The following is a 24,306-nucleotide window of genomic DNA, read 5'->3' as shown; positions in this document are numbered from 1 at the left end:
AGAAAGGCCGATACCGTGGCATCCGCCGACGTCCCGGCACCGGACGCGCCGCAGGACACCAGCCGTTCACCGGTCCGGGGCTGGCTCTCGGTCCTCGCCGTGACGCTGGGCATCTTCTCCCTGATGACCTCCGAGCTGCTGCCCGTGGGACTGCTCACCCCGATCGGCGCCGCGCTGGACGTCTCCGCGGGCACCACCGCCCTGATGGTCACCGTGCCCGGCCTGGTCGCCGCCGCCGCGGCGCCGCTGGTCACCGTGGCCACCGGCAGGATCGACCGCCGGGTGGTGCTGACTCTGCTGATCGGGGTGGTGGGCGCGGCCAACCTCGCCTCCGCCTTCGCCACGAGCTTCGCGGTGGTCCTGCTCGCCCGCTTCCTGATCGGCGTCAGCGTCGGCGGGTTCTGGTCGCTGGCGGGCGGTATCGCTCTGCGCCTGGTGCCGCAGCGCCATGTCGCGCGCGCCACCGCCGTCGTCTTCGGCGGCGTCGAGACCGCCTCCGTGCTGGGTGTGCCCGCCGGCACCCTGATCGGCGACCTCAGCGGCTGGCGCACCGCGTTCGCGGCCGTGGGCGTCCTGGGCCTGATGTCGTTGACCTGCATGATCGTTGTGATGCCGAAGCTGGAACCGGAGCGGGTGATGACGTTGGGGGACCTACCGCGGGTGTTCCGGACGCACGGCGCGGTACGCGCCGGCATCACCATGACCTTCCTGGTCATCACCGGGCACTTCACGGCCTACACGTTCGTCCGGCCGCTTCTCCAGGACGACGGCGTGGCCGACGGCATGATCGGTGTGCTGCTGCTGGCCTTCGGCGTCGCCGGCGTCTGCGGCAACTTCATCGCCGGTGTGCTGATCACCAGGCGTCTCCGGCAGACCGTGTACGGCATCGCCGTACTCCTCGCCGCGGCCATGGCCGCCCTCGCCGTGACCGGCCACGGCGTCCTCTCCGCGGCCGTGATCCTCATCGTCTGGGGCCTGGGCTACGGCGCCGTCCCGGTCACGTTCCAGACCTGGATCCTGAACGCCGCCCCCACGGCCACCGAGGCCGCGTCCTCCCTGTACGTATCGGCGTTCAACCTGTCCATCGCCCTGGGCGCCTTCCTCGGCGGCTGGGCGGTCGACACCGTCTCGACGGTGAGCGTGCTGTGGACCGGCGGTGTGCTGGCCGTTCTCGTGCCCCCGGTCATCAGACGTTTCAATCCGTAGGTTCCGGGTCCGAGTTCCAGGGCCCTGCCGCTTCCACCCGCGGGTTCTCCCACCCGGGAGAACCCGCGATCACGACCTGGGACATTCCTGGGCACCGCTGGGCCATGCGCGCCCGCCGCCTCGCGCGCGAGCCCGCGGTGGCCGGTGGCTCCCGGCCAGGCAGCTGATCTTGACCGGAACGGCGCGGGAGCCCCGCGTCCCCCGATGTGTAGCGTGACCGCTACTGATCGGCCGCCCTGACCGGGAGCCCTCCCCGCGGCTACGCCGGTCGCCGCAGATAGGCCACGCCGAACTCGCTGTCGGCCCGCATGCCCTCCGGGGTGTGGCAGTAGACGTCGATCGAGACGCGCGGGGGTGCGCCGTAGTCGAAGACCCCGCCCAGGTGGCAGTAGTTCCCGTCGGCGGCCATCGAGGTGATCTGGGCGCTGCCGAACAGCCGTCCGGCCCGCTCCCAGGTGACCCGGTACCAGCCGATCCCCAACCGCTCGACCCCCGGAGTCTCACCGGTGACGCTGTAGGAGTGGACCGGGTCGACGGCCGGGCCGCCCGTCACCCTCGTGTAGGCTGCCGCGCCGCCGCCGTCGGCGTACGACAGAAGCCATCGCGCGTCGACCGGACGGCCGGTGGCGATGGCGTAGCAGGAGACTCCGATCTCCAGGGTGTCCCCGGCCGCCTCACCCGGCCGCGCCGCGCAGCGCGCCGCGGTCGTTCCGTACGGGGTCAGCTTGATGTGGCCGGTGCCCCGGGTGAACGACCCGCCGGGGATGACGGCGCGGTAACGTCCGGTCCCGTCGTGCAGCACCCGGTTGACCCGGCCGTCGGAGTTGTAGGTGCCGGGGGCGGTGGGCGAGCCGGAGTGCTGGATCGTCGCGTACGGATGACCGGTCGCCGAAGGGGCCGTGAACAGGACGGTGAACCACCAGTCGACCGGTTCCCCGGCCTGGTCGCGGCACTGGACCCGGACCAGTTCGTCCGCGCCGGACGGCTCGAACCCGGTCACCGCGCACGTCCGGCCCCGGTAGACCGTCCGGTAGGCCGTCACGTGGGCGATGCCCCTGGCGGAGGCGACCCCGGGCAGCCGCACCTCGTACGCACCGGTACCGGTGTGCGTCACGGTCGCGCCCGTACCACCGGTGCTCCACTGGCCGATCGGCGTCAGCTCGGTCACGACCCCGATGGGGGCCTCCGCCACGGTGGCCCGGTCCATGTACGCGTACGCCCATCGAGGGGTGGGCGAGAGCGCCGGGGCCTCGGCCGCCAGCAGCGCGTCGACGAGCTCGCCGACGGTGCGGTCGCGCTCCTCCTCGGTCATCGCCGGCTCCCCCGGCTCGGGCAGCGGCTGGCCGGCGTCGGGAGAGACGCCGATGCGGAACTTGACGGCCGCCCAGTCGTCGAAGCCGAGGATCCCGAAGGTCCACTCGCCCTCCCGGCCGTACTTCTTCTCCCTCGGGTAGTCCCTGACGGAGCGTGAGGTGTCCCCCGCCGTGACAGGGGAGTCGCACACCCCGTCGGGGCCGGAGAGGATGACGGTGCCGCGGTTTCTCACCGAGACGGCGATGTCGTCGGGGTGCACGGGGGTGTCCAGCCCGTTCCGGGTGCCGCCGGGGCTCGGGTCCTCGGGGCCGATGCACTCCTGGAAGCCGCTGAGCAGGTCGGCGTGGGTGCGGTGGGCGGGATCGGGGTCGGCGGTGCCCTTCCCGCTCCAGTCCCAGTCGAGCGGTCCGTTCGCGGGGCCCACATGCAGCACGGCCTTGTCGTCCCACCAGGCCACGACGGTGTCGGTGCCGCCGCCGACGCCCGCGCTCTCGTTGAGCGCGTACGGCGGATCCTCCTCCCGGAACAGCGGCCTCAACACGTCCCGGGAGTAGTCGATCGTGCTGACCGACTCCAGCACCTGCTCCGGCACGAAGTCCGTTCCCTGCGGGATCCGGTCGAGCGCCTCGCGCCAGGCGCTCCAGTCGGGCAACCCGATCGTCGCGTAGCGGTAGTTCATGACGGACAGATAGTTGGGCTTGAAGTTCGGCTCGTCCTGCATGCCTCCGTGCCGCAGCGCGAGCGCGTGCCCCAGCTCGTGGACGAACGTGGCGCTCTGGGTCCGCACCGACTTCTTCTTCCAGACGCCGAGGGTCACCACGAAGTCGTTGTCCTTCGGGCCGTGGCCGGAGCTGCCGCCGCTCGTCGTGCCGTTGTGCCGGTAGCCCCACAGGTTGTAGAAGAAGAAGCCCTGCCTCCAGGCGGGGAAGTTCGCGGTCCGGTAGGCGGTGAAGTCCCAGTCACGCTCCTGGTCTCCGCGTCCGAGGAGCGGGCGGCGGCGCTGCTCGGGGGAGACCGTGATCTCGTTCGACTCGTCGATCAGCAGTTGGATGCCGGTCCCGCCGGTGCCGTAGGGGCATCCCGCCGCGGCCTCGATCGGGGCGGTGTCGAACATGTGCCGGGCCTCGGCCAGCGCGGCCGGGTCCGGCCGGTCGGAGACCGTACCGTCCGCGAGCCAGTCGATCTCCACGGCCAGGGTTTTCCGGCAGGGGTCGGAGCCGTGATCGGGAAGCCAGGTGTCCAGCGTGTCGTCCGGCTTGGGGATGCCGCGCAGTTCGACCCGGTCGGTCAGGCCGTCACCGTCGGTGTCGGCGTCGGGTCGCCCCTGATTGGTGTTGAACGTCTGGTGGGCGTTCTTGCAGAACCGGAAGACCGGGTCGCCAGGAGGCCGCGGGTCACCGGCGACGCAGGGTTCGGCGGGTCCCCGGCTGGTGAGATCGACCAGGATGACACCGTCGGCCCGGTCGATGATCTTCAATGCCTGGAGGTTCCAGTTGTCCGCCGAGATGTCGTCGGAGGGAGAACGATGGGAGAGCGTGAAGCCGTCGAGGAGCGCCTCGCTGGAGACGCAGTCCGCGAGGCGGCCGTTCCACCGGAAGGCGGCCCCGGCGATGTCACCGGTTCCGCCCCGGTGGACGGGAGCCTCGTCGACGGCCCCGTCACGGTTCTCGTCGAGCACGCCGTCGCCGTCCGGGTCCTCGAAGAGGAACTCCTGACCGCCCAGACTGATCCGTTCCTCGGAGTCGTCGCGTAAGCCGTCCTGGCCGATCGTGATCTCGAAGGTGACACGGCAGATCTGCCGGACCTCCGTCGCATGGGCGGCGGGTGTGAGCACCATGGGCGTCAGGGCCAGTGACAGGACGAGAATCCAGCGTAATCGCAACATGTCACCCATCGTGACGAGCGTGACTCCCTGTGTCATGGGTGCGGGGTCCCAGGGAACCGGGATTTCTTCCCGACCCCATGGCCCGCTCCGGACCGGGTGGGGATGATAGGGGTCATGCTGGCGCAGGAACGCTCGCCCGTGCCCCTCCTGGCGGTGCTCTTCCTGCTGGCTCTGGCCCTGGTCGGCGTGCGGGCCGCGACGCCCACCGACGGCGTCTTCGTCAACGACGGCGAGAGACTCTGGCCGGACGGCAGACTGACCGTCCAGTGGCCGACCGCCGCCGGGCTCGCGCCGGGCACCGAGATCCTGCGCGTCGAGGGCCGCCCTCCCGCCGACTGGATCGTCCGTCCCCACCGCCTCCCCGCCCCGGCGGGCGACATCACCTACCTGGTACGGGATCCCGGCGGCGGCACGCGGGAGGTCACCCTTCCCCTGCGGCGATACCCGCTCGACCGCCAGCTGGCCGACAACTGGCCCGCGATCCTGTGGGTCGCCACGCTGGCCCTGGTCAGCGCCTTCCTGCTGCGGCGGCGCCCGAAGGCGCTGGCCGGCCGGCTGCTGGCCTGGTGCTCGGCGTTCCAGGCGGTGGCCGCGGTCGCGTGGGTCTTCGGGTTCACCGCCAGCGACCTGACCAGGCCGGCCTGCCTGGCGAGCTGGGTGCTCAGCGGGGCCGCCTACCAACTCCTGTGGGCCTGCGGCATCCATTTCGCCCTGGTCTTTCCGGAACGGCAGCCGCTGGCGGTCCGGCACCGGTGGCTGATCCCGGCGGTGTACCTCGCGCTGCCCGCGATCCGGCCGATCGGCGCGCTCGCACAGCGGTCGGCCGAGGCGGCGCTGACCTCCTCACCGGTCGAGCAGATCACGCCCGCGGTCCTGCTGATGGCCTTCCTCGCCCTGGGCTACCGGGCCTGCGCCGGGACGCACCTGCACGACCAGGCGCGCCTGGTCGGGCTCACCATCGCGGTGGCGACGGCCGCGTTCACCTGTCTGGCCATCGTCCCCGAGTCGGTCACCGGTGAACCGCTGCTGGCCCCGCCGCTGCAACCGCTGCTGTTCCTGCCGGTCCCGGCCACCATCGTCGCGGCCGTGCTGCGCCACCGCATGCTGGACATCACCGTCGCGGTCAACCGGTCGGCGGTGTGGCTGACGATGACGGCCGTGGTCGTCTGCGGGTACGCCGCGGTGGTCGCCGTGCTGAGCGTGCTGTTCGCGCAGTGGTTCCATCCCGTCTCGTCGGTGGCGGCCAGCGGAGTGGTCGCCCTGGCCTTCCAACCGATCAGGGAACGCGTCCAGGCGGTGGTCAACAGGTGGACCTACGGCGAGCGAGATCCGTACCGGCTGGCGAACCGGCTCGCGCAACGGATCGACCAGGCGCAGACGCCCGCCGAGGCGCTCTCGGAGGCCGTCCGGCTGATCGGCGCCCAGCTGCGTCTCCCGGCCGTCGCCGTCGAGCTGCCCGACGGCACACGCATCACCGCCGAACCGTCCGACGGCGCCCGCACCGGCTCGGGCCGTCCCGTACGGCCCGAGCCGGTGCCTCTGACCTACCAGGGCGCGCAGGTCGCCCTGCTGCTGGTCGAGTGGCCTCCGGGGCGGGCGCCGTCCTCGCTGGACCGGGAGCTGATCGACCGGCTGGCGCCGCAACTCGGCGCGGCCGTCCACGTGGCCCGGCTGACCGCCGACGTACGCCGCTCGCGCGAGCGGCTCGTGCTGGCCCGCGAGGAGGAGCGCCGCCGCATCTACCGCGACCTGCACGACGGCACCACGGCCACGCTCGCGGCGACCGCGCTGCACCTGCAGATCGCGCAGAGCGCGCTGACATCCGAGCAGGCCGGGCTGCGCGACACCCTCGGCCGCCTGGTCGCCGAGACCCTCGCGGCGGCCGAGGTCGTGCGCCGGGTGATGCACGACCTCAGCCCGCCTGTACTGCACGAGCTGGGCCTGGTCCGGGCACTGCAGGAGAAGGCGATCACCTTCAGCGGCCAGGCCGGTCCGGCCATCTCCCTGACCGCCGACAACCTGCCGTCGCTGCCGGTGGGTGTCCAGGTCGCGGCCTTCCGGATCGCCGTCGAGGCGATGCTGAACGTCGTGCGGCACGCCTCGGCCCGGCACTGCACGGTGCGTCTCACCTTCGACGGAGCGCTCCGCCTGCGGGTCCGCGACGACGGGACCGGGCTGCCGACCCCGCTGAAGCCGGGATCGGGGATGCGGTCGATGCGCGAGCGCGCCGCGGAGCTGGGCGGGTCCTGCCTGATCCATCCGGCGCCGGGCGGCGGCACCGAACTGGTCGTGGTCATCCCGGTGAGCGGCCATGAGTGAGCCGTTCAGCGTGGCGATCGCCGACGACCACCCGACCTTTCTCGAAGGGCTCAAGCTGGTCGTGTCGTGCTCGCCCGGCATGCGGCTGGTGGGCACCGCCACCACGAGCGCCGGGATCGTCGCGCTCGCCGCCGACCAGCGGCCCGACGTGGTCGTGCTGGACATCCGGATGCCGGACTTCTCCGGCATCGAAGCCACCGCCCAGATCGTGGCGGGCCGCCCTGAGGCCCGGGTGATGATCCTGAGCAGCTTCGACCGGGAGGAGTATGTCGTCTCCGCGATCCGGTCGGGCGCCTGCGGCTACCTGCTCAAGACGTCGCCGCTGCCGGAGCTGGTGCAGGCGATCACCGCCGTCGCCTCGGGTCACCTGGTCTTCGGCAGCGGGATCGCGACCCAGGTGGCGCACCACTTCCGGCGACCCGGCCCGACACCGCACTTCCCGCAGCTGACCAACCGGGAGCGGGAGGTCCTCGCGCTGGTCGCCGCCGGGTTCCGCAACGGCGAGATCGCCCGGCAGCTACGGATCAAGCCGAAGACCGTGCAGAACCACCTGTCCAACATCTTCACCGAACTGGGCGTGGCCGACCGCGCCGAGGCCATCGCCCGCGCCCGCGAGGCGGGGCTCACCTGACGCCTCCCACCTTCCACCGCCACGTCGGCCGTCCGGCGGATCACTCCCGGCGTTCGCCGTCCGGGGCGATACGGCCCGCCCCGTCGCAGGTCCTACGGCCGATGATCAGCCAGAAGCCCACCACCGCGAGCCAGCCCGTCATCCCGATCGTCATTCACCCGCACCTCTTCCGCCGGCCTGTCCGCCCTCGGCAGGCTACGCCATGGGATCGGCCTCATGATCACCTGGGAGGGCCGATCTCCGTACGACTTGGGAGTGATCGGCGATCTCCGGCCGGCCCGCGGATCGAGGTTCCCTGCAACGACTTTTGAAGCGGTGCGGGCCCGTGCCGGCCGGTGGTATGACCCTGGGCGGATGCGGATGTCCGACCGTGGGCAGATGCCGGATGATCTATAAGGCGATACCTTCACCTCATGAAATGGGCTGGATGGCGGCTCGGCGCGAGGGATGTCGCCGACGCGGTGGCGGCGGTCGCCGTGGCGCTCCTCATCAGGTACGCCATGGTCGATCCGCCGGGGCCGTCCTCGCCCTGGCCCGCCTGGCTGGCCTGGCCGGTGGCGGTGGTCCTGGGCTTCCCGATCGTCCTCCGGCGGCGCCGGCCGCGGGTCATGCTCGCTCTCGCGTGCGCCGCGGCCCTGGCGACGACCGTGGCCGGCGCCGTCGCGGCGGGCGCGATCTGGGTGTCGTTCGTGCCGACCGTGCTCGTGCTGTACCTGGTGGCCTCCACCGCCCCGGTCGCGTGGTCGGCAGCGGCCCTGGCGGCCTGCCTGTCCGCCGCGGCGACCGCGGTCCTGGTCTTCTACGCGCAGGTGTTCCCCGGCCTCGCGCCCCCGGCCACGCCCAGTGAGCTGCCACCGGCCTGGCCGATCGAGATGGGCATGATCGGTGTGCTCCTGACCGCCGCATGGGCCATCGGCGCGGTGGCGCGCTGGAAGCGGAACACCACCGCCCGCCTGGTGCGCCACCTGGCCGAGTCCGCGGTGTCCGACGAGCGCCGGCGCATCGCCCGGGAGCTGCACGACGTCATCGGCCACAGCATGAGCCTGATCGCGGTCAAGGCCACCGTGGCCAACCACGTCGCCGAGGCCCGCCCGCAGGAGGCCCGCGCCGCGCTGGCCGTCATCGAGCAGACCAGCCGCAGCACGCTGGCCGAGATCCACCGGGTGCTCAACCTGCTGCGCGCCGACGGCGATCCCCAGCAGGCCCATCTTCCCGTGCCCGGCCTGGCCGACCTGCCCGAACTGGCCGCTCACGCCCGCTCGGCCGGGATCGAGGTGGAGCTGGCCGTCCGCGAGGAGGCCGCGCTGCCCGCCGCGGTCGCGATGTCGGTGTACCGGATCGTTCAGCAGTCCCTGACCAACGTCGTCACCCACGTGGGACCCACCCGCTGCGCGGTCACCGTGGACGTCGACGGGCGTGAGGCCGTGATCGAGGTCATCGACGACGGTCCCCGCCACGGCCGGCCGCCGCGCGCCGAGCACGGCGGTCACGGCCTGATCGGCATGCGCGAACGGGCCAAGCTGTACGGCGGCACGTTCAGCGCGGGACCCCGGCCCGGAGGAGGCTTCCACGTGTCGGCCCGACTGCCCTACGACCCGGAAGGCGCCCCGGCATGAGCACCCACGACATGAGCGGCGACCACATGAGCACCCACGACATGAGCGGCGACGACATGAGCGTCGGCGACGCCCCGCACAACCCGCCCCGGCCGATCCGGGTCCTGCTCGCCGAGGACCAGGTTCTGATCCGCGACAGCTTCAAGGTCCTCATCGACGCCACGCCGGGGATGTCCGTCGTGGGCGAGGCGGGCACCGGGGCCGAAGCCGTACTCCTGGCCCACCGGCATCGGCCCGACGTCATCCTCATGGACGTGCGCATGCCCGACATGGACGGCATCGAGGCGACCAGACGCATCTGCGCCGACCCTGCCAGTGCCGGCGCGCGCGTACTGATCCTCACCACGTTCGACCAGGACGACTACGTGTACGCGTCGCTGCAGGCCGGCGCCAGCGGCTTCCTGATCAAAAGCGCCACCGCCGGCGAGCTCCTGGCCGCCATCCGCGTCGTCGCCTCCGGCGAGGCGCTGCTGGCGCCCACCGTGACCCGCCGGCTCATCACCGAGTTCCTGCACGGTCCCCGCCACGCCCCGGCCTCACGCGACCTCAACGACATCACCCGACGCGAGCGCGAGGTGCTCGCCCTCATCGGCAGGGGCATGTCCAACTCCGAGATCGCCGGGCACCTGCACCTCACCGTCGGCACGGTCAAGACCCACATCAGCCGTCTCCTGGCCAAGCTGAACGCCCGGGACCGGGCCCAGCTCGTCATCGCCGCCTACGAGGGCGGGCTGGTCACCAACCCGGACGGCCGCCGGTGACCGGCCGCGGCGAAGGTTCAGGCGATCGCCGGTGACCGGCCGCGGCGCGGGTTCAGGCGATCAGCAGGCGGAGGCCGAGATCTGCCGCGTCGAGATCGAGGAGGTCCCGGTTGCGTTCGGCCCAGTGACCGGACGCGAGGTCCTGGCGGAGGCTGTGCACCGCGCGCCGCTCGGCGTCCGGCCCGACTCTGGCCCAGACCGACACCCCGCGACGGACGCTCTCCTCCAGGTACGCCTCCGGCCGGCCCCGACGTTCAGCACGGTCCGGGCGTCGCCGAGGGCGGCCCAGATCTGCGCGGCGATGCGCGGTTCAGTGCGCCGTGTCACGGTGTAGTCGGCTCCGATGGTGTCGTACAACTGCGCGCCGGACATCGGCACCACCTTTCTGACCGTCACCGTCGTCGTCCTCGTGCCAGACCTGTGGCCTGGATAGCGTGTCACTCCACGGGCTGTCGCTTGATCGTTATTCCACCATATTGATCAGCCATGGGCGGGAGTGACTTCTCCTCCACTGACTTGCCCAAGAATCCATTGGTTTGATCGACAGCGGCCTTGTGGTGGCGTCTGCGGAACCAGCGAGGGCCCGACCCCGTGGAGTGCGGCTCCGCCGCCACTCCACGGCGGAAGTCATCGCCGCAACAGATCACTCGGCATCTGCCCACGGTCAGACATCCGCATCCGTCTGCAGTCGCACCGCCCGCCCGTGCCCGCCCGTCAAGATGCGACCCGAGCCAGACGCGCGCGCCCCGCCCCGGCCAGCACCATTCTCATGTGCCCGGCGGACCGGCCCGGGGCGCACTGAACACGGACACGATGGACGGCAATCATGAGCATTGATCTTCAGGAACGCATCACCCGCTGGCGGCGGACCGGCACGGACCGCCGGTCCGCCAACGCCGCCGCCAACCTGGACCGCCAGCCCGCATTTCCCGGCCGATGGGTCAGCGGCATCTCGCTGATCGTCGGTCCCACCCTGATCCTGGCCGGGACCATCCTGCGCTCGGAGTTCTACTACTTCGTCCCCTACCAGCTGCACGCCTACAGCCAGCAGCCCGCCCTCATCACCGCCGCCTACGCCTGCTTCGCCTTCGGCTTCGTGCTGCTGTGGCCGGCGGTGATGACGCTGGCGCAGAGGATCTCCGCCACCCACCCGCTGTGGGGGATGTGGGGCGGCTGCCTGGTGATGATCGGCCTGTTCACCCGGACCTTCCAGTTCGGCATCGACCACCTGGCCTTCCACCTGACCGACGTCCTGGGCCTGCCCGCCATGCTGGAGGGCATCACCGGTTACTACGACGCCTGGCGTGAGACCCTGTGGCACCCGTTCAGGACCATGTCCGGACCGGCCTTCTTCGGCTGGATCGTGCTGGCCGTCGGCGCCTGGCGCTCCGGCGCCCTGGGCCTGGGCCGCTCCATCGCCCTGGGCCTGATGTCGGCCCTGGCCCTGGGCCCCCTCAAGGGCACCGAACCGCAGTCCTTCATCGCCGTGGGCGGCCTGTGCCTCGCCTTCATCCCGCTGGGCGTCTCGCTGCTGCGCAACGGTCCCGCACCGTCCCGGCGCGCCATGATCTGGGTCGCCGTCCTCATCGCCGTCCACGTCCTGATGACCGGCTTCGGCCCGCGAGGATGACGACCCGGAGCAGTGCCGGTGAGGCTCCCGCCTCACCGGCATCGGCGTCTGTACCCGAGCCCTGGAAGGGCCCGCCCGAGGGTACGTCAGCCGGACAGCGCGAAGACGGCCGCCGCCTCCGCGTGCAGCCGGGCGCTCGGCAGCAGCGGGATGGCCGTGTCCTTCTCGGTGATCAGGAGTTCGATCTCCGTGCAGCCCAGGATGACGCCTTCGGCCCCGTCGGCTGCGAGATCGGCGATGATCTGGACGTACGCGTCCCTGGACGATTCCCGGAGCACCCCGCGCACCAGCTCGTCGAAGATCACTCGGTGGACCAGTTCCCGATGATCGCGCCGCGGGACGACCACGTCGAAGCCGTGGGCGGCCAGCCGGTCCCGGTAGAAGGGCTGCTCCATGGTGAAGCGGGTGCCCAGCAGACCGACCTTGCGCATCCCCCCGGCACGGACCTGCGCGCCCACGGCGTCGGCGATGTGCAGCACGGGCACGCTCGCGGCCCGCGCCACGTCGTCGCTCACCCGGCTGAAGGTGTTGCTGCAGACGAGCAGGACCTCGGCGCCGAGATCCTGCAGTTTCCTGCCGGCACCGGCCAGCAGCGTACCCACCTCGTCCCAGCGGTCGGCGAAGATGAGGTCCTCGACGGTCGTGTAGTCGACCGACCAGATGAGACTGTTGGCGGAATGGCTGCCGCCGAGTCGCTCGCGTACCCGCCGGTTGATGATCTGGTAGTAGATCACCGTCGATTCCCAGCTCAACCCGCCGATGAGGCCGATAACGCGCATGGAACTCCGTTCGTTGGCTTGTGCTGGTCGGCTGGTCAGGCACCGCCTCGCGGGAGTCGACCGCCGAGGGCGCCGTCACCGTCGCCTCCGGGTCGCGCACGTCGTGCATGCTCGCGCCGACGACCTGCGTGATCTCGTTCAGCGTCATGGGGATCACGAGCCGCGCCTGGTGAACGCGAGGTCGAGGAGGCGGCGCAGCAGGTCCGGATACGCGACACCGCTGGCGGCCCAGGCCCTGGCGTAGACGGAGCGGGAGGTGAAACCGGGCATGGTGTTGATCTCCAGCACGTACAGGCGTCCCGTGTCCTCCCCGTAGAGGAAGTCGACCCGGGCCAGGCCGTAGCCGTCGATCGCCCGGAAGGCGCGCAGGGCCAGCTCGCGCACATCCTCGGCCACCCGTTCCGGCAGCACGGCGGGGATGGTGGCGATCTCCGCCTGGCTGAGGTACTTGGCCCCGTAGTCGAGCCAGTCGCCGGGCACGAGGAGCTCGCCGGGAACCGAGGCCGCCGGCGCGTCATGCCCGCCGAGCACGCCGCAGATGAGCTCGCGTGCGGTCACCCCCTGCTCGACGACGACCGTCCGGTCGTAGGTCAGCGCCAGGTCCACTCCCGCGCGCAGCTCCTCCATGGAGGTGACACGCGAGATGCCGATGGAGGAGCCCATGGCGGCCGGTTTGACGTACATCGGCCAGTCGAGCGCCTTCACCAGACCCCAGTGGTCGGTCGTGGCGCGCCATTCGTGCTCGGTGAACCACACATGCGGGGTGACCGGGATGTCCTCCGCCAGGAACGCGCGCCGCATCGCGACCTTGTTCATCGCCACGGCCGACGCCAGGACGCCGCAGCCCACGTACGGGATGCCCAGGGTCTCCAGGTGCCCCTGGACGACGCCGTCTTCACCGAACGGCCCGTGCAGCACGGGGAAGACCACGTCCGCCAGATCGCGTCGTAGCTCCACCGGCCACCTGCCCTGCCGGTCGATGACGACGGGGACGGGCTCGTACAGATCCCTCGGCAGGGCATCGAGCACGGCCCGCGCCGACTGCAGCGACACCTCGTGCTCGGCGGATGGCCCGCCGGCCAGCACGGCCACGCGTACGCGTTCGGTCACGATCGATCAGCCTTCCTCAGCGGCACGGAGCCGACCGGATCCGCTGCCAGGAGCAGCCGCCGGTCGGCCCCGTCCACTGTCGGCCGGCCGTGTCCCCGCCCCGTCAGCGCCGTGTCATGGTCGTGTCACGGTCACGCCGACCGGCGTCGTCCCCATCCGACGAGCCCGGCGGTCCTGGGTCCCGATGCAGGCCGAGCGGCTACGGGTGCTCGTCGGTCCAGCCCGTTTCGAGGACGGTGGTGGTGTTCCACACCGTCCCCGGCTCCAGCCCGGCCTGCATGCCGCCCGGTTTGACGACCACGCTCTCGCGCGCCAGCGCGCGGCCGGACCGCTCGTCGATGATCAGCCGTATCTGCACCACGCCCTCGTCGGTGTCACCGGGCGAGCGCTGCGAGGCGCCGTCGATCGCGATCGCGGTGCCCGTGCGCCCGGCGGCGTCGGTGACCTGGCCGAGCGAGGTGACCGACGGCAGGTCCGCCAGCATCCGGAAGGCCGCCGCGCGCACCTCCGGGCTCACCGGCATGTCCATGATCAGCCCCTCGGTCACCCGGAACAGCCAGGGGTCCTCCGCCATCGGGACATCGGCCTCGGTGTCCTTGCCCTCGTAGAAACGGAGCAGGTCGGCCCTGAGCGCCTCCGGATCGGTCGGCAGGCTCCGCAGGTCGGCCATGGTGACATTGCGGCCGAGCCAGAAGATCTCCTCGCTCTTCGTGTGACCGGTGTAGGGCTTCTGTCCCCGCTCCCTGATCGTGATCCCCTTGCGGCCCGCGAAGGTCAGCTCGCGCGGTGAACCCGCCCTCTCCCAGGCCGCCCGGTCGGCGTCGGTCGCGGGCTTGATGGCCAGGGTCCGCATGGAGCCCCACTGCTCCCTGGCGCCCACCCAGCTCTCACTCTCCTGCTCTATGGAGATCACGAAGCCTTCGCCGACCGGCTGGAGGGTGCGGGAGCGGCTGGAGACGTGCCAGTAGTCGCCGGTGGCGGCGGGCTGGCGCTCCGCGCCGGCCGCGGCCACGAGCAGCACCTCCTTCGCGGAGAGGCTGACCGGCCGCGCCGCCGTACCCGATGCCGTCGGGGACACGACGGACGCGGGTCCCTGGGCCAGCCCACCGACCAGCACGACCGCGCTCACGGTCGCCGCCGCGCCCGCCAGGCCCAGCCCCCAGCCCAGTGACTTCCTGCCGCGCCGCGGCACCTGCCTGGGCTGGGCGAGGGCACGGGCCAGCTCGGCCTGCCGGGTCCGCGGGTCGACCGGCCCGCCGGTCAGATGGGCCGGGCGGGCGGCACGCAGTTCTTCCATCGCATTCATGACAACTCCTCCACAAGCCGGGGTTGGGACGGCGCCGACGATTCGAGCTCGGCCTGCAGGCGTTTCCTCGCCCGGTGCAGCTTGACCCGGAAGGTGGGCACCGAGCAGCCGAGCACTCTGGCGGCGTCTCTCGGGCTCAGGCCCTGCCAGGCGACGAGAATGAGGATCTCCCGTTCGTCCTGGGTGAGCCTGGCCATGGCCTTGAGGACGCCCAGGCGCTCGGCCACGTGGTCGGCCACGTCACCGGTGATCCACTCGCGCATCTCGCGCCGGACCCCCTCCCGCCTGACCTCGGCCCTGATGTTGTCGCGCAGCACGTTGCGCGCCACCCCCAGCAGCCATGGCAGGGCGTTCTGCGGCACCTGGTCGAACTTGCGCCAGGCGATGGCGAACGTCTCGCTCACCACCTCGTCGGCCACCTGCCGGCCGGTGCGGCTGACCACGTAGGCCCAGACGCGTTGTCGGCACTCGTCGTAGATGGTGGTGAAGCGCTCTCGATCGCTCGTCACCGCCCCAGCCCCTCACGTGTCCCGGAAACCATTGACAGGAGGAAGTGGTCCGGGATCCCCAAAAGTTACAAACCATCACCGGAAGATTCGGCGGGGGAAGCTGAACCTCGAAGCGGGCTCGGCTGGTGCCTCTTCGTGGCGACCCGACGCCGAGAGCGCTCATGAAGGAAGGCGATGAAGCCCTTGAGAACTTCTGCGCGGTGTGCAGAGTCCTGCGGCCAGAGAGCCTTCGCCAGGCGGATGAGGAACGTGGTGACGATCGTGAGTGTCGCCAGAACGAAGCAAGCCCAGGCTGGGATCTCCGGCAACGGCCACCAAGACGGCATCTGCGACCCTCCAAAGGCGCGAAAGACCTTCCTCGGGCCTCCGGGTCTTTGGAGACAAGAGGTCAAGTCCCTTGCGCCGGGGTCCGAATGCCGTTCGGGGAGGCTGTGCAGCCTGGGCGCCAACGATGGCCGACTCAATACATGCGTATTACTTTAGTTCCCCTTTTCCACCACGCAACGTCCTTATCAGCTTCAAATGAGAACCCACCGTCCCCACGGAACGGAGCTGCGGGACCACGCCTCAGGGCAGCCGGGCGAGGACGGGGCGGACGAACAGGGGGGTCACCTCGGCCTCCCAGACACGGGTGGCATTCCAGGCACTGGCGGCGGCGTCTTCAGCGCTCTGACCGGCCAGGCGGGTGCCCTGGGCCAGGTTCGGATCGTGCGAGCCGATCTGAACGATCACCCCCTTTTTCCGCACGGTGAAATACTTCGTCAGCCTGTCCCGCAAGCAGGCGTCGGCGCCCAGGCCGGGAAAGTCAGCGGTGCACTGCAAGTTGCCCGGGTCGGCGACGAATTTGTCCCAGTTCTGTCGGGCCAGTTCGGGGCTGCCGGCGAAGTGGACCTCGGCGAAGACCGACGCGCCGCGGGAAGGATCGTAGGTGCCGGGAAAGAAGACCTCGTATCCGCACCTGGCGTCCGGCACGACGAAGTTGTACGGGGCCTCGCCGCCGGTGCTGATGAACTTGCCATCCTCCGACGTACTGCTGACGCGGGTGGTGGAGGGCAGGATCGCTCGGATGTCGGCCTCGGTCAACAGGTCGCAGGCGCGCGGCCAGTCCCGCGCTCGCAGCCTGCCGTTGTCGGGCGCGGCCAGTGCCAGCGGGCCGCGCGGGGTGGGTGCCGGTCCGTATGGCACGACCACGTCCTCGGAGCAACCGCTCAGCAGCGCGGCCGCCAGGATCACCGTAAGGAGCACCCGTTTCCGCACACCCCGAATCTAGAAGGTGACCGCATCCTGCACCACCCGCCGGACGAGCGAGGCCGGCGGAGGTCACAGCTCCGTGAGCAGGCGTGTGAGCGCGTCGACGGCCCACGCCTGCCAGCGCGAGTGGTCCCAGCCGCGGTCGCGGACCAGCAGGTTGTAGGTCTCAGGCGACAGGACCGTCAGGGCGATGTCGGCGGCGTCGTCGCCGGAGAGACCGTCGCGCAGGGCCGTCTTGCGGGCCAGGGCCTCGGTGAAGACGCGTTGCACGCTCAGCCGCTGCCGGATGTTGGCGGTCCAGACCTCGGCCAGGTCGGGATCGGTCGTGGAGGCGCTGCGCACGACGTCCAGGAGCGGCGCGACGCGCAGGTAGATGTCTCCGGCTCCGGCGACCTGGCGGCGGATCTGTCCCAGCGGCTCGGGGTCGTCGAGCGCGTCACGGACCCAGGACCGCCCGAGCGTGGGAACGGGCTCGTCGTCACCCGCTATGGCCAGGTCGAGGGCGGTGGTGAGGACGGCTCGCTTGGTACCGAAGGCGTAGTAGACGGTCTGCTCGCTCACCCCCGCCTCGGCCGCGATGGCGGCGATGCTCGTGGCGGTGTAGCCGGCCGTGGTGAACAGCCGGGTGGCCGCCGCGACGATGCGGGCGCGGGTGGCCCGGGCCCGCGCGGTCCGGCCGTCCTCTCTCCCCGTGCCCCGCCCGCCCGCACGTTGTGGTGTTTCGCTCATGACTTGACTATAGCGGTACTCTAAAAACATTATTGAAGTGTGACTACAAAAACTTGGGCGCCCGGTGCCCTCGCGGCTCTCCTGCTGCTCACCTCGGTCGAACTCGTGGTCTTCCTTGAGGTGTCGATCGTCAACGTCGCCCTTCCGGCCATGGGTGCGGCTCTGGCCCTGGCCGACACGGGCCTCGCCTGGGTCGTCAACGCCTACCAGCTGACCTTCGGCGGCTTTCAGCTGGTGGGCGGACGCGCCGCCGACGTGCTCGGCCGCCGCCGGATGTTCCAGGCCGGCATCGCCCTGTTCACCGCGGGGTCCCTGCTGTGCGGCCTCGCGCCCGACGCCGGCACGCTGCTGGCGGGCCGGGCCGTGCAGGGCGTCGGCGCGGCGCTCGTGGTCCCGGCCGAGCTGGCGCTGCTCTCAGCGATCTTCACCGAGCCCGCCGCCTACCGCCGCGCGTTCGGGGTGTGGAGCGCCATGGCGGCCGCCGGAGCCGGCTCCGGCGTGGCGCTGGGAGGAATCCTCACCGAGACGGCCGGCTGGCCGTGGATCTTCCTGATCAACGTCCCCATCGGTCTGGTGGCACTGGCCGTGAGCCCGCGCCTGCTCCCCGCGGACCGGTTGCCGGCCGCGCGCGGCGGCGCCGGCGGGCCGCGCTTCGACCTGCTGGGCGCGCTCACCGGCACCGGAAGCCTGCTCGCCATGGTGCTCGCGGCCTCCGAGCTCCCCGCCCGGGGCTGGGACGCGCTCACCGGCGTGGCGACCGCGGTCACCGTGGTGCTCGCGGTCGCCTTCTGGGCCCGTCAGCGCCGCCACCCTCAGCCGATCCTGCCTCCCGCGCTGCTGCGGCAGCCGGAGGTGCGCGCCGGCACCGTCGCCAACGCCCTGGTGGGCGCCGCCCACGTCCCGGCGTTCGTGCTGCTGTCGCTGATGCTGCAGGACGCCATGGGCTATTCCGCGATCGCCGCCGGGTTCGCCGTCCTGCCCATCGCCGTGGTCAACATGGTGACCGCCCGTACCGTGGTGCCCTGGGCGGCAGGACGTTTCGGAACGCGTGCCGTACTGGCGGCCGGCATGGGCCTGCTCGCGCTCAGCCTGGCCGGATACGCGGCGTTCCTGCACCCGGGTGCCGGATTCCTCACCGCCGTCCTCCCGCCCAGTCTCGCCTTCGCCGTCGGGCTGCCGGCGGTGTTCGTCGGCTCCACCGCCTCCGCCGTACGCGCCGCCCCCGAAGAGCAGAGGGGGACCGCCTCCGGACTGCTCAACACCGCCCAGCGGCTGGGCGCCTCCCTCGGCATCACCGGCGTGCTCCTCGCCTCGGCGGCGTGGACCGCCGCCCACGGAGGCACCACCGGCGCGCTCGCCGACGGGCTGCGGATCGGATTCGCCGTCGCGGCCGGTCTCGCGATCCTCGGCGTCGTGTGCGCCCTGACCATGTTCACCCGCCACCGCGCGGACAGCGCGACCGTTCCCGTCCAGCGTCAAGGAGCATCCCAGCGATGAGCACCATCCTCGTTCTCGGCGGATACGGCGCCGTCGGCCGCGAGGCCGCGACCGCGCTCACCGAGCGTCCGGGCATGACGGTGATCGTGGCCGGACGCGATCCCGGCCGGGCCCGCCCCGTCCCGGGGACCACCGCGCTGCGCGTGGACGTATCCGACCCCGCCGGGCTGGACAGGGCGCTGGAAGGCGTGGACACCGTGCTCATGTGCGTCGAACCCGGCAACGTCGCCGTGGCCCGCGCCTGCCTGGAGCGCGGCATCGACTACGTGGACGTCTCGGCCTCCCGGCACCTGCTCACCGGGATCCAGGAACTCGACGGCCTGGCCGCGGAACGCGGTGCGACGGCCGCTCTCAGCGTCGGCCTCGTCCCCGGCGTCACCAACCTGCTGGCGCGGATCTGCGCCGGGCGTTCACCGGGCCGGGACCTGCGCATCGGCGTGCTGCTCGGCTCCGGAGAACAACACGGTCCGGCCGCGATCGCCTGGACCCTGGACGGACTGGGCCGGCTCGACGGCTCGTGGACGATGCGCTTTCCGGCACCGTACGGCGAGCGCACCGTCCACCGCTTCCCGTTCTCCGACCAGTACACGCTGCCCGGCACCCTCGGCGTGGCCTCCGCGAGCACGGGGCTGTGCCTGGACTCCCGCCTCACCACCGGTCTGCTCGCCGCGGCCCGCCGGCCTCCCGTCACCGGCCTGCTGCGCCGCCCCAAGGTCCGCAGCCTGCTGTTCAAGGCGCTGGAGAAGATCCGTCTCGGCGGGGACGGGTTCGCCGTGACGGTCCAGGCCGGTACGGCCCGGGCCTCCTTCAGCGGACGGCTGCAGAGCCGCGCCACCGGGCGCACCGCCGCGCTGCTCATCCGTCAGCTGCCCGCCCCGCATCCGGGCGTCCGGCACATCGAGCAGCTGGTGGACCCCGTCGCCTTCCTGACCGAACTCGCCGCCGAGGGATTCGATCTCCATCTCGACCGGGAGCGATGACCGGCCGTACGGCCGCGCGGCCGGCGTCGGATTTCCCGTCGCCCGCGGCGTCCGCGGCCTGATATGGTCTCGATCATGGTCTACGCGTTCATCCGTCTCCGGACCGTCTGAGACGGTGTCCCACCGGTCGCTCAGCGATCAGCGGCAGCTGAAGTGATCCCGCCGACGTCACGGTCCGGATCCCGCGTGCCGCGTTCCGCCCGGCCGACCCGTCGTTCACGCACCCGCCCGCCGGCGTAGGCAGCCGCGTTCCGTTTCCGGCTGTCTGCCGCGGTCCGGCCCGTTGCCACCGGGGTCCACAGTCGCCTGCGCCGTCATCGGCTTCCGGCGAGCTCCCCCGGCGGGCATGCCGGCCCTCCCGTCATCAGCGGCTCGACGCGTCCTCATCCGGCGCCACGCCGTCTTCCACCTTCGATCCGATCGGACTGATTCACGTGCCTGCCATCCCCACCAGCTCGTCACACCCTCGATCCGCATCCGGCACCGCTCCCACCTTCGTGCTGGTCCACGGTTCCGGTTCCAACTCGTTCATGTGGTCCTCCGTCCAGCGTGAACTGGCGTTGCTCGGCCACCGCAGCCTCGCCGTCGACCTGCCGGGACACGGCCTCGACGCGCAGTACCCCGTCGCCTACCAGGCTCCGCAGGACCTCGACGCGTGGGCGGCCGAGCCCTCGACCCTGGCCGGGGTCACCCTCCAGGACAACGTCGACATGGTCGCCGACGTCGTCCGCCGGGTGGCCGAGTACGGGCCGATGGTGCTGGTGGGCGCCAGCCTCGGAGGGGTGACCGTCACCGGAGTCGGCAACACGCTTCCCGGCCTGGTGGACCGGCTGGTCTACATCTCCGCGTGGGCGTGCGTGCGACGGTCGAACCCCATCGAGTACATGCAGGAGCCCGAGTACGCGGACAGCCTGATGCCGTCCCTGGCCGCGTTCAACGTCGGGGATCCGGCCCGGCTCGGCGTCGGCCGGGCCAACTACCGCACCGCCGATCCGGAGCTGCTGGCCGGCCTCAAGGCGGCGACCATGGCCGACGTCACCGACGAGCGGTTCAGGGCCTTCCTCAACATCCTGCAGCCGGACGAGTCGATCGCGGTGATGACGGCCGACGCCCGCGGGCACGCCGACACCTGGGGCACGATCCCCCGCACCTACGTCCGCCTCACCGACGACCGGTCCATCCCCCTGGCCATGCAGGACAGGTTGATCGCCGAAGCGGATGCGCTGACCCCCGGCAATCCCTACGACGTCCACACCCTGGACACCACCCACGCGGGGTTCGTGTTCACAGCGGCGGCGGAAGTGGCGGCCATCCTCGACAAGTCGGCCGTCTAGCTGTACCGACAGCCGGGAACCGCCCTGTGTCCAAGCCGCCGGAGCCCGGACACAGGGCGGTTCCCTCAATCCATGGGTTCCGGGTTCGAGCGCGGCAGGCGTGCTCCCCCCGCCGGGCCGGCCGGCCCGCGGAGGAAGACCAGGCTGGTGAGGACTCCCAGCAGCACGACGGCGGCGTTCACCGCGATGGCCGCCTTCAGCCCGCCGAGCACGGCCGCCGCGCCGGTCCCGGCGATCGCCGACGTGGCGATCGCGCTCATGATCGGAGTGCCCATGGTGATGCCGATCTGCTGGGTCATGGTGGCCAGGCCGGTCGCCAGACCCTGCTCGTGGTCGGGCAGGCCGGAAGTGGCGGTGACCATGAATCCGACGATGACCAGCATGTTGCCGACGCCGCCGGCGAAGGTGGCCGCCAGCAGCAGCCACATCCAGGACCGGTCGTCTCCCAGGCCGAGCAGGGCGGCGGTGGAGACGGCCTGCACCAGGCCGCCGGCGATGAGCGTGGCCCGGGCGCCGATCCCGCCGATGACCCTCGGTGCGATCGAGCCGCCGAGCACGGTCCCCAGCCCCAGTACGCCGAAGGAGAGGCCGGCCGCCAGCGGCGAGAAGCCCAGCACGTTCTGCAGATAGAGCGTCAGCAGGAAGACCAGGGACGTCTCGGTCAGGAACGCGATGAGTCCGGCGATGTTCCCCCAGGCGACCGTGCGCCTGCCCAGCACCGCGGGGGGCACCAGGGGCGCGGGGGCCCGCAGCTCGACGAGATGGAACACCACCAGCAGCAGCCCGCCCACCGCCAGCGGGATGAGCGCCCCGGCCGTATCCCAGCCGTGCTCTCCTGCCTGGGTGAGGCCGAAGACGACGGCGAGCAGGCCGAGAGTGACGCTGACGGCGCCGGGCACGTCCAGCCGCGGGCGGCTGTCCGGCCTGGACTCCTTGATCACGATGGGCGCGGTGACGAGAACGAGCGCGGCCACCGGCACGTTGATGAAGAACGCCCACCGCCAGGACAGCAGGTCGGTCAGGAGCCCGCCCAGGATGGCGCCGGTGGTGAACCCGGCCGACATCAGTGCGCCGTTGAGGCCGAGCGCCCGCTCCCGCAGCGGCCCCTCCGGGAAGGACGTGGTCAGCAGGGAGAGGCCGGCCGGGGTGACCGCCGCGGTGGCCAGTCCCTGGAAGACGCGGGCGACGATCAGCGCTTCCGGGCTCTGGGCCAGGCCGCCGACCAGTGAGGCTGCGCCCAGGACGACGAGCCCGCCCAGGAAGATCCTGCGGCGGCCGAAAACATCCGCCAGCCTGCCGAACAGCAGCGTGAACCCGGCGGCGCACAGCGCGAAGGCGGTGGCGATCCACTGCAGGTACGCCAGGGAGAATCCCAGGCCCTCACCGATGACCGGCAGGGCCACATTGAGGATGGAGAAGTCCACGGCCAGCATGAACTGGGCGGCCAGCAGAACGACCAGCACCAGCAGCAGCCGGGGCGTGAGCCGCTGGGCCGTTCCCGGCCGTGCGGTCCCGGGGGCGCAGGCGCCGGTGATGTCGGTCGTGCCGGCGGTGTCAGCGGTCGACATGGTCGGAGAAAGCCTTTCCTCTCGGTCACTGTGACGAGAGAAGGCTCATCCGCTCCGCCCCGGCCAGCCAGAACCGGGCCCAGACCGGCATCCGGGAGGGTGGTCATTTCATGACCAGGCTTCCGCCGCCCCTGCGCCCCGTCCATCACGCATCATGAGACACATGGACAGGGCGAAGGAACTGGGCGACTTCCTCAAGAGCCGGCGGGCCGGGCTGAATCCCGAGGAGCTGGGGCTGAAGGTCTACGGCGCGCGCCGCCGCGTGTCAGGACTGCGCCGCGAGGAGCTCGCGATGCTCGCGGGTGTGAGCGTGACCCACTACACCCGGCTGGAGCAGGGAAGGGCGGCGGGCGCCTCCGACGCCGTGCTCGGCGCGCTGGCCCGTGCCCTGCGGCTGACCGAGGACGAGACGGCCCATCTCAAGCACCTCGCCCGGCCCTCGGCGCCCGCGCGGCCCGCCCCGGCCCGGCCCGAGCACGCGAGCCGCTCGGTCCGGCGGCTGCTGGACGCGATGACCGAGGTGCCCGCCCTGGTGCTGGACCGCAGGAACGACATCCTGGCCTGGAACAGGCTGGGCCACGCGCTGCTCGCCGGTCACCTCGACCCGGCGGCCCCCGGCAGCCCGGCCACGCGGCCCAACCTGACCCGGCTGCTCTTCCTCGACGGCCACTTCCGCGAGCTCTATCCGAACTGGTCCGAGGAGGCCACGCTCGCCGTCGCCTCCCTGCGCCTGGCGGCGGGACGCCACCCGGACGACCGCGGCCTGGCCGAGCTCATCGGCCGGCTCGTCATCCAGAGCGAGGAGTTCGCCACGCGCTGGGCCCGCCACCCGGTACGCACGTGCACCTCGGGCGTCAAGCACTTCCACCACCCGGTCGTCGGCCCGATGGAGCTCTCCTTCGACAACCTCCTCATCCCCGGCGAGTCGGGGCAGCGCATCATCGCCTACAGCGCTGAGTCCGATTCGCCGTCGAAGGCCGCGCTGCACCTCCTCGACCTCTCCGCCCTCGACTTCGGACCGGCGGAAACGGCCGGCGGCCTCTCTCAGTCGGTGAAGGCGGCGGGGTGATCGCGGACCCAGTCGGCGAAGGTGAGGGGCTCACCGGTGCGGGTCAGGTCGTCGCGCTCGTGCGACTCGGTCATGCCGGTCAGCATGGCCCGGCTGAGCCCCGACTGCACCAGCGCCGCGCCGCGGACCACCACCGGCAGCGTGACGGCGAACAGCACACCGATCGCGGTGGTGAAGATCACGCCGACCAGGACGCTGTCGCCGAGGCCGAGCAGCTCGGGCAGGTTGTTGTTGTCCGGGATCCTTTCGAGGATCCAGCCGTAGATCGGATAGGTCAGCCCGAAGACCGCCCCGGCCCACCACGTCACCGTGAGGCAGAACGTCACGATGGCGACCGGGAGGTTCACGATGCCGTACAGCAGGTCCAGCCAGGACTGCCCGCTGGTCAGCGGGTTCACCACCCGGCGGAAGAACCCGGCGTCCCGCGGGACCCGCCGGTAGCGCGGCCGGGCGACCCGGCGGCCGAGCACCTCGGGCAGCATCCGGCGCTCCAGGTCGGCGAAGCCCCGGGCGAGCATCACGGTCGCCGCCAGGATCGGCACGCCGATCCACACGATCACCGTCCCGACGCCGGCCGTGAGGCCGACGACCATCAGGCAGAAGGCGATCACGGCCAGGGGGAAGCTGATGATCAGGTAGCGGGTGTCGGTGCCGATGCGGTGCAGGAGGGATCTCATGGAACCGACGCTACGAGCCGGGGGTCGCAGGATCGATCCTGCCGGCAGGCTTCTCGGGGTAGGGCTGGCCCTACTCTCCCAGGTGGGATGATCCGCGCCGGGCGTCTCGCGTCCGGCCGGGGGCGGCGCAGGCAG

Annotated in this window: 20 protein-coding genes; 10 read left to right on the top strand and 10 right to left on the bottom strand. The window is 71.5% G+C overall.

Annotated elements, in window-relative coordinates:
• Positions 1 to 15 precede the first annotated feature (15 nt).
• Entirely contained in the window at positions 16 to 1,206 is a 1,191-nt protein-coding gene (locus IEZ08_RS14645; RefSeq protein WP_229803110.1) for an MFS transporter, read from the top strand.
• Between the two features lie 259 nt (positions 1,207 to 1,465).
• On the opposite strand, the gene IEZ08_RS14640 is transcribed toward IEZ08_RS14645, so the two are convergent.
• Complete coding sequence (locus IEZ08_RS14640; RefSeq protein WP_141704301.1) at positions 1,466 to 4,405, bottom strand: hypothetical protein; 2,940 nt, start codon at positions 4,403 to 4,405, stop codon at positions 1,466 to 1,468.
• Positions 4,406 to 4,519: 114 nt separating this feature from the next.
• Between IEZ08_RS14640 and IEZ08_RS14635 the strand changes: the two genes are divergently transcribed.
• The 4 genes from IEZ08_RS14635 to IEZ08_RS14620 all read left to right on the top strand — a co-directional run bounded on the left by IEZ08_RS14635 (position 4,520) and on the right by IEZ08_RS14620 (position 9,732).
• Positions 4,520 to 6,724, top strand: a complete 2,205-nt coding sequence (locus IEZ08_RS14635) for an ATP-binding protein (protein WP_068927936.1) — start codon at positions 4,520 to 4,522, stop codon at positions 6,722 to 6,724.
• Positions 6,717 to 7,355, top strand: a complete 639-nt coding sequence (locus IEZ08_RS14630; RefSeq protein WP_068927937.1) for a response regulator — start codon at positions 6,717 to 6,719, stop codon at positions 7,353 to 7,355. The genes IEZ08_RS14635 and IEZ08_RS14630 overlap by 8 nt, the downstream gene beginning before the upstream one ends.
• Positions 7,356 to 7,768: 413 nt before the next feature.
• On the top strand, positions 7,769 to 8,971 hold the full coding sequence (locus tag IEZ08_RS14625) for a sensor histidine kinase (protein WP_189242308.1): 1,203 nt from the start codon (positions 7,769 to 7,771) through the stop codon (positions 8,969 to 8,971).
• 41 nt (positions 8,972 to 9,012) lie between these two features.
• Complete coding sequence (locus IEZ08_RS14620) at positions 9,013 to 9,732, top strand: response regulator (protein ID WP_068927939.1); 720 nt, start codon at positions 9,013 to 9,015, stop codon at positions 9,730 to 9,732.
• Between the two features lie 52 nt (positions 9,733 to 9,784).
• Here the strand turns inward: IEZ08_RS14620 and IEZ08_RS39560 are convergent, their stop codons facing one another.
• Positions 9,785 to 9,937 carry a hypothetical protein gene (locus tag IEZ08_RS39560; protein WP_203863178.1) on the bottom strand — a complete coding sequence of 51 codons (153 nt, stop codon included), beginning with the start codon at positions 9,935 to 9,937 and terminating at the stop codon, positions 9,785 to 9,787.
• A 621-nt stretch (positions 9,938 to 10,558) separates the two neighbouring features.
• Here IEZ08_RS39560 and IEZ08_RS14610 point away from each other — a divergent pair.
• Positions 10,559 to 11,362: a hypothetical protein gene (locus tag IEZ08_RS14610; protein ID WP_084780781.1), complete on the top strand. Its 804-nt coding sequence runs from the start codon at positions 10,559 to 10,561 to the stop codon at positions 11,360 to 11,362.
• A gap of 86 nt (positions 11,363 to 11,448) precedes the next feature.
• On the opposite strand, the gene IEZ08_RS14605 is transcribed toward IEZ08_RS14610, so the two are convergent.
• The 6 genes from IEZ08_RS14605 to IEZ08_RS14580 form a co-directional block, all read right to left on the bottom strand.
• On the bottom strand, positions 11,449 to 12,141 hold the full coding sequence (locus tag IEZ08_RS14605; RefSeq protein ID WP_068927940.1) for an aspartate/glutamate racemase family protein: 693 nt from the start codon (positions 12,139 to 12,141) through the stop codon (positions 11,449 to 11,451).
• A gap of 153 nt (positions 12,142 to 12,294) precedes the next feature.
• Positions 12,295 to 13,251 (bottom strand): D-alanine--D-alanine ligase family protein, encoded by a 957-nt coding sequence (locus IEZ08_RS14600; RefSeq protein ID WP_068927941.1) that lies wholly within the window; start codon positions 13,249 to 13,251, stop codon positions 12,295 to 12,297.
• Positions 13,252 to 13,450: 199 nt separating this feature from the next.
• Complete coding sequence (locus IEZ08_RS14595; protein WP_141704302.1) at positions 13,451 to 14,557, bottom strand: CU044_5270 family protein; 1,107 nt, start codon at positions 14,555 to 14,557, stop codon at positions 13,451 to 13,453.
• Positions 14,554 to 15,066: an RNA polymerase sigma factor gene (locus IEZ08_RS14590; protein ID WP_189242307.1), complete on the bottom strand. Its 513-nt coding sequence runs from the start codon at positions 15,064 to 15,066 to the stop codon at positions 14,554 to 14,556. Before IEZ08_RS14590 ends, IEZ08_RS14595 begins: the two co-directional genes overlap by 4 nt.
• Positions 15,067 to 15,633: 567 nt before the next feature.
• Positions 15,634 to 16,323 (bottom strand): hypothetical protein, encoded by a 690-nt coding sequence (locus IEZ08_RS14585; RefSeq protein ID WP_189242306.1) that lies wholly within the window; start codon positions 16,321 to 16,323, stop codon positions 15,634 to 15,636.
• Between the two features lie 63 nt (positions 16,324 to 16,386).
• Positions 16,387 to 17,046, bottom strand: coding sequence for a TetR/AcrR family transcriptional regulator (locus IEZ08_RS14580; RefSeq protein WP_068927944.1), 660 nt, complete (start codon positions 17,044 to 17,046; stop codon positions 16,387 to 16,389).
• A gap of 39 nt (positions 17,047 to 17,085) precedes the next feature.
• Here IEZ08_RS14580 and IEZ08_RS14575 point away from each other — a divergent pair, with 39 nt between their 5' ends.
• From IEZ08_RS14575 to IEZ08_RS14565, 3 genes are all read left to right on the top strand, one after another.
• Positions 17,086 to 18,543, top strand: coding sequence for an MFS transporter (locus IEZ08_RS14575; protein WP_084780782.1), 1,458 nt, complete (start codon positions 17,086 to 17,088; stop codon positions 18,541 to 18,543).
• Complete coding sequence (locus IEZ08_RS14570; protein ID WP_189242305.1) at positions 18,540 to 19,523, top strand: saccharopine dehydrogenase family protein; 984 nt, start codon at positions 18,540 to 18,542, stop codon at positions 19,521 to 19,523. Before IEZ08_RS14575 ends, IEZ08_RS14570 begins: the two co-directional genes overlap by 4 nt.
• A 434-nt stretch (positions 19,524 to 19,957) precedes the next feature.
• Positions 19,958 to 20,857 (top strand): alpha/beta fold hydrolase, encoded by a 900-nt coding sequence (locus IEZ08_RS14565; protein WP_084780783.1) that lies wholly within the window; start codon positions 19,958 to 19,960, stop codon positions 20,855 to 20,857.
• A 65-nt stretch (positions 20,858 to 20,922) separates the two neighbouring features.
• Here the strand turns inward: IEZ08_RS14565 and IEZ08_RS14560 are convergent, their stop codons facing one another.
• Positions 20,923 to 22,425: an MFS transporter gene (locus IEZ08_RS14560; protein ID WP_189242304.1), complete on the bottom strand. Its 1,503-nt coding sequence runs from the start codon at positions 22,423 to 22,425 to the stop codon at positions 20,923 to 20,925.
• Positions 22,426 to 22,588: 163 nt separating this feature from the next.
• Between IEZ08_RS14560 and IEZ08_RS14555 the strand changes: the two genes are divergently transcribed.
• Complete coding sequence (locus IEZ08_RS14555) at positions 22,589 to 23,494, top strand: helix-turn-helix transcriptional regulator (RefSeq protein WP_189242303.1); 906 nt, start codon at positions 22,589 to 22,591, stop codon at positions 23,492 to 23,494.
• On the opposite strand, the gene IEZ08_RS14550 is transcribed toward IEZ08_RS14555, so the two are convergent.
• Positions 23,470 to 24,171, bottom strand: coding sequence for a sensor domain-containing protein (locus IEZ08_RS14550; RefSeq protein ID WP_189242302.1), 702 nt, complete (start codon positions 24,169 to 24,171; stop codon positions 23,470 to 23,472). The genes IEZ08_RS14555 and IEZ08_RS14550 overlap by 25 nt on opposite strands.
• Positions 24,172 to 24,306 lie beyond the last annotated feature (135 nt).

This window comes from Planobispora rosea (assembly GCF_014648175.1).
In the GTDB taxonomy this organism is placed as follows: Bacteria; Actinomycetota; Actinomycetes; order Streptosporangiales; family Streptosporangiaceae; genus Planobispora; species Planobispora rosea.
Note: the sequence above shows the minus strand (reverse complement) of the source record. Positions and strands in the feature narration are given on the sequence as shown.